The sequence below is a fragment of the Ensifer sp. GW823-FHT05D09 genome (genome assembly GCF_058795755.1).
In genome coordinates, this window is the sequence record NZ_JBXAIA010000001.1 from 39394 (window position 1) to 51515 (window position 12122).

Genomic DNA, 12122 nt, shown 5'->3' on the forward strand with positions numbered 1-12122 from the left:
AGCAGGAAGGAAAATCGCCGATGAGCACAACGGACATGAAGCTTGTGGTCGTCGGCGCGGCCGGTCGCATGGGCCAGACGCTGATCCGTATGATCAATGGCATGGATGGCGTCCGCTTGCATGCGGCGGTGGAGCGTCCAGGCTCGCCCTTCATCGGCCGCGACGCCGGCGAAATCGCCGGTCTCGGATCGATCGGCGTCTCGGTCACCGACAAGCCGCTCGAAGCCTTCGTCGAAGCCGAAGGCGTTCTCGATTTCACTTCGCCTGCCGGCACCGTCGAATTTGCCGGCCTGGCCGCGCAGGCACGTATCGTGCATGTCATCGGCACCACCGGCTGTGGCGCGGACGACGTCGCGAAGATCCGTGCCGCCGCGCGTCATGCCCGCATCGTCAAATCGGGCAATATGAGCCTCGGCGTCAACCTTCTCGGCGTGCTCACGGAGAAGGCGGCGCGTGCCCTTGGTTCGGCTGGCTGGGACATCGAGATCCTCGAGATGCACCACAAGCACAAGGTGGACGCCCCCTCCGGTACAGCGCTGCTCCTCGGTGAAGCGGCGGCGAAGGGGCGCAGCATTGCCCTTTCTGAAAATTCCGTGCGCGTGCGCGACGGTCACACCGGCGCCCGCCCGCAGGGCACGATCGGGTTTGCGACGCTGCGCGGTGGCTCGGTGATCGGCGAACATTCGGTCATTCTCGCCGGCGAAGGGGAGCAAGTGACCTTGTCCCACAGCGCCACCGACCGCTCGATCTTCGCACGCGGTGCGGTGACTGCAGCGCTCTGGGCGCGGGACCAGAAACCCGGCTTCTACTCCATGCTCGATGTTCTCGGGCTCGACTGACACCATCTCTATCATCTCAAGGGGAAATCATATGAGCGGCACCCTCGTCCTCGTCCGGCATGGCCAGAGCGACTGGAACCTGAAGAACCTGTTCACCGGCTGGCGTGATCCTGACCTGACCGAGCTTGGCGTCGAAGAAGCCAAGGCCGGCGGCCAGGCGCTCGCCGACTACGGCATCAAGTTCGACATCGCCTTTACATCGTCGCTGATCCGCGCTCAGCGTACCTGCCAGTTCGTGCTCGATGCCGTTGGCCAGCCATCGCTCGAAACTATCCGCGATCAGGCTCTGAACGAGCGCGACTATGGCGACCTCTCCGGTCTCAACAAGGATGATGCTCGCGAAAAATGGGGCGAAGAGCAGGTGCATATCTGGCGCCGTTCCTACGACATTCCGCCGCCGGGCGGCGAAAGCCTGCGCGACACCGGCGCCCGCGTATGGCCCTATTACCTGACGGAAATCCTGCCGCGCGTGCTGGCCGGCGAGAAGGTTCTCGTCGCTGCGCACGGCAACTCGCTGCGTTCGCTGGTCATGGTTCTCGACCGTTTGACCAAGGAAGAAATCCTGAAGCTCAATCTCGCGACTGGCGTGCCGATGGTCTACATGCTCAACGCCAATTCGACGGTCGCTTCCAAGGAAGTGTTGGGCGACATGTCGGCCGCGCATTGAGCCGAGCATGCATCAACAAGCAAAAGGGGCGCATCGCGCCCCTTTTTCGTTTTCAAGCCTTGCCGGCCTCCCAGCCGAGGATGGCACGCTTGCGTGTCAGCCCCCAGTGATAGCCGGTGAGAGCGCCGCTCTTGCCGACCGCCCGGTGGCAGGGAACGACGAAGGAGATCGGGTTGGCGCCGACAGCCGCTCCGACGGCGCGCGAGGCGGTCGGCTGACCGATCTCTCCGGCGATCGTCGAATAGGTCGTGGCGCGGCCAAGCGGGATCTTCAAGAGCGCCTGCCAGACCCGGATCTGGAAGTCGGTGCCGATCAGGAAGATCCGCAAGGGCTGGTCGTCGCACCAGCGTTCCGGATCGAAAATGCGAGCGGCATATTGCGCCGTCGCCGCGCTGTCCTCGACGTAAGCGGCGTTCGGCCAGCGACGCGCCATGTCCTCGAAACTCTCCTGCTCACCGCCGCCATCGGCAAAGGCAAGGCCGGCCAGGCCGCGGTCGGTGATCATCACCAGCGCGGTGCCAAAGGGGGAAGGGTGATAGCCGTAGCGGATGACAAGGCCGGCGCCGCGGGCCTTCCACTCACCCGGCGACATTGCCTCATGGGTGACGAACAGGTCGTGCAACCGGCTCGGGCCTGATAGTCCGACCTCGATGCTGGTCTCCAAGAGCGGCATGTCCTCCTGGCGCAACAGCCGCTTGGCATGGTCGAGCGTGACCGCCTGCAGAAAGGCCTTCGGGGAAAGCCCGGCCCAGCGCGTAAAGACCTTCTGCAACTGCGTCGGCGATTGCTTCAGCCTCTGGGCGATCGCGTCGAGTGAAGGCTGTTCGCGATACTCTTCGGTGAGCATTTCGATCACGCTTCTCACCGTGTCGTAATCGGTGCCGCCGGGCGTGATATCGGTCGGGAGGGTTGTCGCTATGTTCATCGGTCATCTCCTGTCGTGACACAGGTAATCATGGCGCCGGTGCCGTTGCCACCCGAAACTTGATCGGGTTCCGTCAGCGGCGGCGCACGGTTGCAAGTGCCCCGGAAAACGCGGTGGCGAAGGTTTCCCGGTCGTCGCGGTTGAGGAAGGAGCCGACATCGGTCCGGTTCCCGCCGTCGCTGACGCTCATCGAGACGATGCCGATCTCCTGGTGCCGCGCGATGTTGAAGCGCGCCCAGAACGGGTTGAAACGATGCTCTGTCATCCGGCCTGATGGCGTGAATTTGCGCACTGAAACGTCGGTTCGCGAAACGCGCACCTCTTCTCGGGCGCGTGCCGAGCGGTAGTTCAGCCAGAAGGCGCCGAACAGCAGCGCGAAATCCAACCCGAAGAAGAACACGATCGGCCAGGCGCCGATCACCATGAATACGACTGCATGCACCAGGCTGAGCAACCCGGCGATCAGAAAAAACACCTTGAACCCCTTGAAGCCGAGCGAGCGGTAGGGGGTCAATTCGGCGCTGAACACCGGCTCTTCGCCGGCAGCCGTCTCGTCGTTGCCATCAGTCATGACCATTGACTATAGATGCATCATGAAAAACGTGAAGCCGAAATTGCCGGGCACGCCCGCGAAAAAGAAGCCGGCGTCGAAACGCCCCGCTCCGCGAACGACGGGCGTCTACAGTCGCGAGGAAATCGCGGAGATTTTCCGGCGCTTTTCAATCCAGCGGCCGGAGCCGAAGGGGGAGCTGGAACACGTCAATCCTTTCACCCTGGTGGTGGCCGTCGCCCTGTCGGCACAGGCGACGGACGCCGGCGTCAACCGGGCGACGCGCGCGCTCTTCGCCATTGCCGACACGCCGGAAAAGATGCTGGCGCTGGGCGAGGAGAAAGTCCGCGATTACATCAAGACCATCGGGCTTTTCCGCAACAAGGCGAGGAACGTCATCGCGCTCAGCGAAAAGCTGATCACAGATTTCGGCGGCGAGGTGCCGCGCACGCGCGAGGAACTGGTGACGTTGCCGGGCGTCGGACGCAAGACCGCCAATGTCGTGCTGTCCATGGCCTTCGGCCAGGCGACGATCGCCGTCGACACCCATATCCTGCGTATAGCCAACCGGCTCTGTCTGGCGCCGGGCAAGACCCCGGACGAGGTTGAAGCGAAGCTCTCGCGTATCATTCCCGACGAATATCTCTACCACGCGCATCACTGGCTGATCCTGCATGGCCGTTATTGCTGCAAGGCGCGCAAGCCGGAATGCGAGCGCTGCGTCATTGCCGATATCTGCAAGTCGCCGGAGAAGACCTGCGACATTCCGGCGCCGCTGGTCGAGTTGCCGCAGCAGGTTCTTCCGGTGGCTGGCTGATTTCGGCCGGAGGCGGGCTCAGGTGGAAATCAGTCCGTCGATGAGCTGACTGATCGCTTCAACGTAGAGGTCCGTCGGAGCGCCTTCGGCAATCTCCAATGCCGCACGATCAAAAGCCGCCGACAGAAGAGTTGCTGTTGCAGCCAATGCGTCCCGGTCAATGACCTTCGGCGCCATCGCTTCCGCCAAACCGTCTTCCAGCGTCCTCTGGGCATTGGCTGCATCGATCGCGGCCATCTCGCGCGTGCCGAGCACGGCCGGCCCGTCGAGCAGCAGGATGCGGATTCGACCGGGTTCTGCCATCGCGTCGAAGAAGGCTCTTGCGCCCGCTATCAGCGCATCGCGCGACGTCAGGTCATCGACGGTCGCCTGCTCGATCTGCGCCGCCACGGCACCGGCTTCGCGCTCGGCAACCGCGCGAAACAGCGCCCTCTTATCTTCGAAATGGTGGTAGAGCGCCCCGCGCGTCAGGCCGGCGGCCGCCACGATGTCCGGAGTCGACGTCTCCGCATAACCGCGCGCGACGAACAGTCCGTGGGCCGCGTCGAGGATGGCAGCGCGGGTCGTGTCGGAGCGTTCGCGGTTGGTGCGGCGTGGCGATTCCATTTGCATACATTCAGCCTGTATGTTAATTCGATAAATACATGCAGACTGTATGATAATACGAACCCGAGGAAAAGCCATGAAATCGACGAGCTACTATCCCGTCATCATGACGTCAGACGTTGCGGCAACCGCGGCCTTCTACGTCGACAATTTTCGCTTCAAGGCACTGTTCACCAGCGATTGGTACGTGCATCTGCAATCTTCCGAATCCGAGACGGTGGCGCTCGCCATCCTCGACTATCGTCATGAGACCATTCCGGAACAAGCTCGCAAGCCTGTTGGTGGATTGCTTCTCAACTTCGAGGTCGAGGATGCGGATGCCGTTTATGCCGACTGCCGCGCGGCTGGTCTGCCGATCCTGCTGGCCATCCGCGATGAGGATTTCGGTCAGCGCCATTTCATCACCACCGATCCGAACGGCGTCCTGATCGACATCATCAAGCCGATTCCGCCGAGTGTCGAGTTTGCTGCCGCCTATGACGTCAGCGCACTTCCGGCGGAATGATCGCGGTGCGCGCGTGTTTTGTCTTCCAAATGGCTGGAAAACCGCTATTAACGAACACCGGCCATTAGGGAAACTGGACGGAGTTCATGACAAAATACGACGTGCTGACGATCGGCAATGCGATCGTGGATATCATTGCGCGCTGCGATGACGGCTTTCTGAGCGAAAACGGCATCATCAAGGGCGCGATGAACCTCATCGATGCTGACCGGGCGGAGCTGTTGTACTCGCGCATGGGCCCAGCCGTAGAAGCTTCCGGCGGCAGCGCCGGCAACACGGCGGCCGGCGTCGCCAGCCTTGGCGGCCGTGCCGCCTATTTCGGCAAGACGACCAACGACCAGCTCGGCGAGATCTTCGCGCACGACATTCGCGCCCAGGGCGTCTACTTCCAGACTAGGCCGCTCGAAACCGTGCCGCCGACGGCGCGCTCGATGATCTTCGTGACCGAGGATGGTGAGCGCTCGATGAACACCTATCTCGGCGCCTGCGTCGAGCTTGGCCCGGAGGACGTGGAAGCCGACGTCGTCGCGCAATCCAAGGTCACCTATTTCGAGGGCTACCTCTGGGATCCGCCCCGCGCCAAAGATGCGATCCGCGAGGCCGCCAAGATCGCCCATGAAAACGGTCGCGAAACCGCGATGACCCTGTCGGACAGTTTCTGCGTTCACCGCTATCGCGACGAGTTTCTCGAGCTGATGCGCTCCGGCACCGTCGACATCGTCTTTGCCAACAAGCAGGAAGCGCTCGCACTTTACGAGACAGAGGATTTCGACCTGGCGCTGGAAAAGCTGTCGAAGGACTGCAAGCTTGCAGCCGTGACCTTGAGCGAGGAAGGCTCCGTCGTCGTGCGCGGCGCAGAACGCATCCGCGTCGGTGCGACGCCGCTTGCGCAGGTCGTTGACACGACAGGGGCCGGCGATCTTTACGCAGCCGGCTTTCTCCACGGATATACGACCGGTCGGTCTATCGAGGATTGCAGCAAGCTCGGCAATCTCGCAGCCGGTATCGTCATCGGCCAGATCGGTCCGCGGCCGATGGTCTCGCTCGCTGCTGCCGCCAAGCAGGCCGAGCTCGCCTGAGGCGAGCCGGGTTTTCTCTCTAAACGAAAAGAGGGTGTAGCCTTTACTTGAAGGCTTCGCCCGGATAGGCGCCCCAGATCTCGCTCTGGACGATCCAGCCGTCGACGCCCTGGGTTTCGATGTGGCACCAGTCACCGTTGCATTCACCCACGCGGATGACCACGCCGGGCTCCATGCGGGCGACGATCGCCGCGGTGCTCTGGGGCTCGCGCCGCAGGTTGACGAACACGCCTTCGCCCTTGCCGCGCATCCATGGCGCGGTGACGGCGGTGCGGTCGCCCGACAGAAGCGCCTGATTCACCCAGCCTTCGGTGCCATCGGCGTCGCGGATGCGGCGCCAGTTATCGTATTCCTGAATGATTTCCACCGGCACGCCCGGCCTGAGGTAACGGAACGCCACCGCATAGTCGACGCTCGGGCCGATGCGCAGATTGACGCTCTTGGCCTTGAGGCTGACGAATCGCGGCAGCGGCAACCCGCTGGCTCCCTTGGCGGCCTGGGCATGGGCGCCCGAAGTCGTAATGACCGCGCCGACGAAGGCGGCGATCAACGCGAACGAGAGTTTGGAAATGACGTGACGCATGACGAAGCTCATTTTCCGTGGCAACTTGCAGGCGCAGTTCACCCAGGGCGCTTGGCCGGGGCGTAAATCGCGGGGACGACGCAGCGAGTTTTGTTTGTCTTCCCGACCGGGTCTGGTAGAAATTGCGGCTACAGGGAGAAAGTATCGCCCAACTTGGTTAAGGACCCGTCAACGAGGCCCATCGCAGCAATGACAAGCAAGAAGAAGCCCAAGGTCTACATCACCCGGAAACTGCCGGACATCGTCGAAACCCGCATGCGCGAGCTGTTCGACGCCGAGCTCAACATCGACGATACGCCCCGCAGTCAGCCGGAGCTTGTGGCGGCGGTGAAGCGCGCCGACGTGCTCGTGCCGACCGTGACCGACCGGATCGACGCGGCCCTGATCGAGCAGGCAGGCCCCCAATTGAAGCTGATCGCGAGCTTCTCCAACGGCGTCGACAACATCGACGTCGATGCCGCCGCGCGAAAGGGCATCACGGTCACCAACACGCCGAACGTCCTGACCGAGGATACCGCCGACATGGCGATGGCACTGATCCTGGCGGTGCCGCGCCGGCTTGCGGAAGGTGCGCAGATCCTGACCGATCGCAAGGGCGAGTGGGCCGGCTGGTCGCCGACCTGGATGCTTGGCCGCCGCATTGCCGGCAAACGCATCGGTATCGTCGGAATGGGCCGCATCGGCACCGCCGTCGCCCGTCGTGCCAAGGCCTTCGGTCTGTCGATCCACTATCACAACCGTCACCGGGTCAAAGCCGAGACCGAGGAGATGCTGGAGGCGACCTATTGGGACAGCCTCGATCAGATGCTTGCCCGCGTCGACATCGTCTCGGTCAATTGCCCCTCGACGCCGGCGACCTATCATCTTCTTTCTGCCCGCCGCCTGGCGCTGATGCGCCCGGAAAGCTACATCGTCAACACCGCCCGCGGCGGCATCATCGACGAGACGGCGCTGATCAAGTGCCTGCGCGAAGGCAAGATCGCCGGGGCCGGGCTCGACGTTTTCGAGAACGAGCCTGCGGTCAATCCCAAGCTCATCAAGCTTGCTGGCGAAGGCAAGGTCGTGCTTTTGCCGCATATGAGTTCGGCGACGCTCGAGGGCCGTATCGACATGGGCGACAAGGTGGTGATCAACATCCGCACCTTCTTCGACGGTCATCGGCCGCCGGACCGGGTGCTGCCCGGTCGCGACTGATCAGAGTGTCTTGCGCATTTCGATGGTGGTGGGGCGGGCAAAGCCCGGATGCGCTGTCCTGCCGGTTTCGACAAAGCCCCAGGCCGCAAACGTCCGGTGGTTTTCGGTGAGTTCGATCCGCGTCTGCAGTCTCAGGGCGGATAGGTTGCGACTGCGTGCCGTGTCTTCGGCCTTTGCCAGCAACAGCCGGCCAACGCCCTGACCCCGATAACCCTCAGCGACTGCAAGCTTGCCGACGTAGAGGCAATCGGTCTCCGGCTTGCAGAAGATGCAGCCCGCCAGTTCCGGTCCATCGAGGGCGATCAATCCGATTTCTGCCGAAGCTTTCTGCTTCAAACCTGCGACCGTCAGCGCATGGGCTGACGACGGCGGGTCGATCCGCCCATCCATGTAGGCAAAAGCTTTCAGGATCAGATCCAGTAATTCCCAGTAGCGATCGAAGGTCGCGTCGATTTCGATGATCTGCATCAGTCCGCCTTGTCGGTCCCGCGCCTGCGATAACGGATGGTGCTGAACTGCGCCGAGAGCGCATCATACATCAACAGTCGGCCGACGAGCGGCTCGCCGATGCCGGCGATCACCTTGATGGCTTCCATAGCCTGCAATGTTCCGATGACGCCGGTCAACGCGCCGATGATGCCGGCCTCGGCGCAAGACGGTACCACGCCTGGCGGAGGCGGCTCAGGAAAGAGGTCGCGGTAGGACGGGTTGGGCGCGCCATCCTTGCCGGTGCGATAGGGCATCAGCACCGTCAGCGACCCGTCGAAGCGACCGACCGCGCCGGTGACGAGCGGAATGCCGGTGCTTGCCGCCGTATCGGCGGCGAGATAGCGCGTGTCGAAATTGTCCGAGCCGTCGATCACCAGGTCGTATTGGACAAACAGTGCCTCGGCGTTGTCGGGGGCAAGGCGAAAGGGATGCGGCTCGACCGCCACATGCGGATTGAGTGCGCCGATTGCCGTAGCGGCGCTGTCGACTTTTGGCAGGCCGATGTCGGCGGTGCGGTGGATCACCTGCCGTTGCAGGTTCGACAAGGACACCACGTCGTCGTCGACGATGCCGAGTGTGCCGACGCCGGCGGCAGCCAGATATTTCAGCACGGGAGCGCCGAGGCCGCCGGCACCGATGACGAGAACGCGCGCGGCTTTCAGCTTCTGCTGCCCTGCACCGCCGAGTTCCGGCAGGATGATGTGGCGCGCATAGCGCGCGATTTCCGATGGGTCGAGGCTGGTGTTGGTCATGAGCGCACACTTTCCATCATCGGCTCCATCATCCCGAAACGCTCCCATGTTCCACGGTCAGGAACCGGCCGCGCTCGCCGAGCGCATCGAACATCGCACGGTCCGTTCCGGTCATGAAGGCCTGGCCGCCAAGCCCGTCGACGAGATCGAAAAGGGCGGCGCGGCGGCCCATGTCGAGATGCGCGGCGATCTCGTCGAGCAGCAGGATCGGGGCGTGGCCGGTCATGTCGCCGACAAGGCGTGCATGGGCGAGCACCAGGCCGACGAGCAGCGCCTTCTGCTCGCCGGTCGAGCAGCGCTCGGCCTCCATGTCCTTTTCGCGGTGACGGATCAACAGGTCGCTGCGGTGGGGTCCGTCCAGCGTCCGGCCGGCGGCCGCATCGCGCGGCCGGCCCTCGCGCAGCATGGTCAGATATTGCTCTTCAAGGTCGAAGGCCGGCCTGTGGCTCTCATTGTCGAAGAAGCCAGAGAGCGCCAGACGCGCGGACGGAAAGACGCTGTCGCCGGTATTTCTTTCAACCAGCGCCGTCAGCAGGCCCAGCATTTCCTGTCGGGCCAGCGCCATCGACACGCCGAGCCCGGCCATTTCCTTTTCGATGGCAGTGAGCCAGGCCGGATCAGGACGAAATTCGCTGAGGAGCCGATTGCGGCTGCGCATGGCGCGGTCGAATTCGCTGGCGCGCCTGCCATGTTCGGGATCGAGCGAAAGCACCAGCCGGTCAAGGAAGCGGCGGCGGTCGGCCGAGGGGCCGGTGAAGAGGCCGTCCATGGCCGGCGTCAGCCAAAGCACGCGCAAATGGTCGGTCAGTTCATCGACCGTGCTCGCCGCCGTGCCGTTCAGCCGCAGCCGTCGCGATTGTCCTTCGTTGGTGCCGGCGGTTCCGGTGCCGATCTCGACCGGACCTTCCATGCCGACAACTTCGGCGAAGACCGAGAAGCCGTCGCTGGCGCCGACGCGGGCGACATCGGCATAGGCCGCGCGCCGAAGACCGCGGCCGGGCGATAGAAACGACACCGCTTCCATCAGATTGGTTTTGCCGGCGCCGTTCTCGCCGGTCAGCACGATATGCCGCTGGTCGAGCGAAAGCGACAGCGCCGTGTAATTGCGGAACTCGCTCAGCTTCAGACGATTGAGAAAGACCTTCTGTGGCATTTCGGGTCCGGATTCGACTTCGGCGCCAGTAACAGCGCGCCGGAAAGGACGCGCAAGGACGCTCCAACACTTTCAGCGCACTGCATAATTCTCGACCTAAATCGATGCCGATATAGGAAATCATGCAGTAGGACGAAAGCGGCCGCCAAGGCAAGGCGAAAGGCAGCCTCGGCCATTTGCAGCGAAAAATGCGCGATAACGGCGGGGAAAGCCTTGCAATCCCAGTGTTTCAGCGCTTTTCTTGATGGCCTGCGTACAATATGACAGCCGCATGACAATCCACGAACGGATATATGTGTGATGCTGGCTTGGTTCCGCAAACTCCTTCCCCGCGAAGACCGCTTCTTTGATCTCTTCGCTCACCATTCGCGCACCGTCGTCGGTGCCGCCGAAGCGCTCGAAAAGCTTCTGGCCGGTGGTAGCGACCTCGAAAAACATTGTGACCGCATCGTCGCGCTCGAGGACGAGGCTGACAACATCACCCGCGACGTGCTTCTGGCCGTCCGCCGCTCCTTCATCACGCCGTTCGATCGCGGCGACATCAAGGACCTCATCCAGTCGATGGACGATGCCATCGACATGATGCACAAGACGGTCAAGACGATCCGGCTGTTCGAACAGAAGACCTTCGATCCGGGCATGCAGGAAATGGGCGCCATCGTCGTTCAGGCGGCGCATCTGATCGCTGAGGCCATTCCGCTGCTCGATCGCATCGGCACCAACCATGGCCGGCTCATTGCAATTGCCGAAGAGATAACGCGCATCGAAGGCCGGTCCGACGAGTTGCACGATCAGGGCCTGAAGGATCTATTCCGCCGCCACGGCGCCAACAACGCGATGGCCTACATCATTGGCAGCGAGATCTATGGCGAACTCGAAAAGGTCGTCGACCGCTTCGAGGATGTTGCCAACGAGGTCAGCGGCATCGTGATCGAGAACGTCTGATGGACGCGACGCTCGCCCTGCCGCTGCTTGTCGCGCTGATCGCGATTGCGCTGTTCTTCGACTTTCTCAACGGGCTGCATGACGCCGCCAACTCGATCGCGACGATCGTTTCGACCCGGGTGCTGCGGCCGCAATACGCGGTCCTTTGGGCGGCGTTCTTCAATTTCATCGCCTTCCTGTTTTTCGGCCTGCACGTGGCCGAGACGCTCGGAAAGGGCATCATCGATCCCAGCATCGTTACGCCGCTGGTGATCTTCGCGGCGCTGATGGGCGCGATCTTCTGGAACATAGCGACCTGGATCTTCGGCATCCCGTCGAGCTCCTCGCATGCGCTGATCGGCGGTCTCGTCGGTGCTGGCCTGGCGCGCACCGGCGGTGACGCCATCGTCTGGACCGGCCTCCTCAAGACCGTTGGCGCCATCTTCATGTCGCCGATGATCGGCTTCTTCCTGGCGCTCCTGTTGATCCTCATCGTGTCCTGGATATTCGTGCGCCAGACGCCGTTTGCCGTCGACCGCAAGTTCCGGGTGATGCAGTTCATCTCGGCCTCGCTCTATTCGCTCGGCCATGGCGGCAACGACGCGCAGAAGACCATGGGCATCATCGCCGTGCTCCTGTTCTCTCAGGGCTATCTCGGTTCGGAGTTCTACGTGCCGTTCTGGGTGGTAATCACCTGCCAGGCGGCAATCGCTCTCGGCACGCTGTTCGGCGGTTGGCGCATCGTGCACACGATGGGTTCGAAGATCACCAAGCTCAATCCGATGCAGGGCTTCTGCGCGGAAACCGGCGGTGCCATCACGCTGTTTGCCGCCACCTGGCTCGGCATTCCGGTATCGACCACCCACACCATCACCGGTGCCATCATCGGCGTGGGTGCCGCCAAGCGCGTGTCTGCGGTGCGGTGGGGCCTTGCCGGCAACATTGTCATCGCCTGGTTCGTGACCATGCCGGCCGCTGCGGCTATCTCGGCGCTCACCTACTTCGCAGTCGCCCTGTTCCTGTGAGTTCATCCGCCTCC

15 protein-coding genes are annotated in these 12122 nt (G+C 62.9%); 8 read left to right on the forward strand and 7 right to left on the reverse strand.

Annotated elements, in window-relative coordinates; genetic code table 11:
- Positions 1-20 precede the first annotated feature (20 nt).
- Both dapB and AC1Q80_RS00195 read left to right on the forward strand, forming a co-directional pair.
- Positions 21-839 carry a 4-hydroxy-tetrahydrodipicolinate reductase gene (gene dapB / locus AC1Q80_RS00190; protein ID WP_492359330.1) on the forward strand — a complete coding sequence of 273 codons (819 nt, stop codon included), beginning with the start codon at positions 21-23 and terminating at the stop codon, positions 837-839.
- 31 nt (positions 840-870) lie between these two features.
- Positions 871-1506, forward strand: coding sequence for a 2,3-bisphosphoglycerate-dependent phosphoglycerate mutase (locus AC1Q80_RS00195; protein WP_077499491.1), 636 nt, complete (start codon positions 871-873; stop codon positions 1504-1506).
- A 52-nt stretch (positions 1507-1558) separates the two neighbouring features.
- Here the strand turns inward: AC1Q80_RS00195 and AC1Q80_RS00200 are convergent, their stop codons facing one another.
- Both AC1Q80_RS00200 and AC1Q80_RS00205 read right to left on the reverse strand, forming a co-directional pair.
- Positions 1559-2431, reverse strand: coding sequence for a methylated-DNA--[protein]-cysteine S-methyltransferase (locus AC1Q80_RS00200; RefSeq protein ID WP_173418553.1), 873 nt, complete (start codon positions 2429-2431; stop codon positions 1559-1561).
- Positions 2432-2504: 73 nt separating this feature from the next.
- On the reverse strand, positions 2505-3002 hold the full coding sequence (locus AC1Q80_RS00205) for a DUF2244 domain-containing protein (RefSeq protein WP_173418554.1): 498 nt from the start codon (positions 3000-3002) through the stop codon (positions 2505-2507).
- A 22-nt stretch (positions 3003-3024) separates the two neighbouring features.
- On the opposite strand from AC1Q80_RS00205, the gene nth reads away from it, so the two are divergent.
- The gene (gene nth / locus AC1Q80_RS00210) at positions 3025-3798 is read left to right on the forward strand and encodes an endonuclease III (protein WP_173418555.1); all 774 of its coding nucleotides are present in this window, start codon (positions 3025-3027) and stop codon (positions 3796-3798) included.
- 18 nt (positions 3799-3816) lie between these two features.
- On the opposite strand, the gene AC1Q80_RS00215 is transcribed toward nth, so the two are convergent.
- Complete coding sequence (locus AC1Q80_RS00215; RefSeq protein ID WP_492359331.1) at positions 3817-4410, reverse strand: TetR/AcrR family transcriptional regulator; 594 nt, start codon at positions 4408-4410, stop codon at positions 3817-3819.
- 70 nt (positions 4411-4480) lie between these two features.
- Between AC1Q80_RS00215 and AC1Q80_RS00220 the strand changes: the two genes are divergently transcribed.
- Together AC1Q80_RS00220 and AC1Q80_RS00225 are read left to right on the forward strand one after the other, a co-directional pair.
- Positions 4481-4909: a VOC family protein gene (locus AC1Q80_RS00220; RefSeq protein ID WP_492359332.1), complete on the forward strand. Its 429-nt coding sequence runs from the start codon at positions 4481-4483 to the stop codon at positions 4907-4909.
- Between the two features lie 86 nt (positions 4910-4995).
- The gene (locus AC1Q80_RS00225) at positions 4996-5988 is read left to right on the forward strand and encodes an adenosine kinase (RefSeq protein ID WP_173418558.1); all 993 of its coding nucleotides are present in this window, start codon (positions 4996-4998) and stop codon (positions 5986-5988) included.
- Between the two features lie 43 nt (positions 5989-6031).
- On the opposite strand, the gene AC1Q80_RS00230 is transcribed toward AC1Q80_RS00225, so the two are convergent.
- Positions 6032-6583, reverse strand: coding sequence for an SH3 domain-containing protein (locus AC1Q80_RS00230; RefSeq protein WP_173418559.1), 552 nt, complete (start codon positions 6581-6583; stop codon positions 6032-6034).
- 177 nt (positions 6584-6760) lie between these two features.
- Here AC1Q80_RS00230 and AC1Q80_RS00235 point away from each other — a divergent pair, with 177 nt between their 5' ends.
- The gene (locus AC1Q80_RS00235; protein ID WP_053252511.1) at positions 6761-7765 is read left to right on the forward strand and encodes a 2-hydroxyacid dehydrogenase; all 1005 of its coding nucleotides are present in this window, start codon (positions 6761-6763) and stop codon (positions 7763-7765) included.
- Here the strand turns inward: AC1Q80_RS00235 and AC1Q80_RS00240 are convergent, their stop codons facing one another.
- The 3 genes from AC1Q80_RS00240 to recF are packed head-to-tail and all read right to left on the reverse strand — an operon-like array spanning position 7766 to position 10159.
- A complete protein-coding gene (locus AC1Q80_RS00240) occupies positions 7766-8233 on the reverse strand; it encodes a GNAT family N-acetyltransferase (RefSeq protein ID WP_492359333.1) in 468 nt (155 codons plus the stop codon). It abuts the gene before it with no gap.
- Positions 8233-9006 (reverse strand): molybdopterin-synthase adenylyltransferase MoeB, encoded by a 774-nt coding sequence (locus AC1Q80_RS00245; RefSeq protein WP_492359334.1) that lies wholly within the window; start codon positions 9004-9006, stop codon positions 8233-8235. The genes AC1Q80_RS00240 and AC1Q80_RS00245 overlap by 1 nt, the downstream gene beginning before the upstream one ends.
- A gap of 28 nt (positions 9007-9034) precedes the next feature.
- Positions 9035-10159, reverse strand: a complete 1125-nt coding sequence (gene recF, locus AC1Q80_RS00250; protein ID WP_492359335.1) for a DNA replication/repair protein RecF — start codon at positions 10157-10159, stop codon at positions 9035-9037.
- Between the two features lie 300 nt (positions 10160-10459).
- Between recF and AC1Q80_RS00255 the strand changes: the two genes are divergently transcribed.
- Both AC1Q80_RS00255 and AC1Q80_RS00260 read left to right on the forward strand, forming a co-directional pair.
- Entirely contained in the window at positions 10460-11104 is a 645-nt protein-coding gene (locus tag AC1Q80_RS00255) for a DUF47 domain-containing protein (protein WP_173418564.1), read from the forward strand.
- A complete protein-coding gene (locus tag AC1Q80_RS00260; protein WP_209788341.1) occupies positions 11104-12108 on the forward strand; it encodes an inorganic phosphate transporter in 1005 nt (334 codons plus the stop codon). Before AC1Q80_RS00255 ends, AC1Q80_RS00260 begins: the two co-directional genes overlap by 1 nt.
- The last annotated feature ends 14 nt before the right edge of the window (positions 12109-12122 follow it).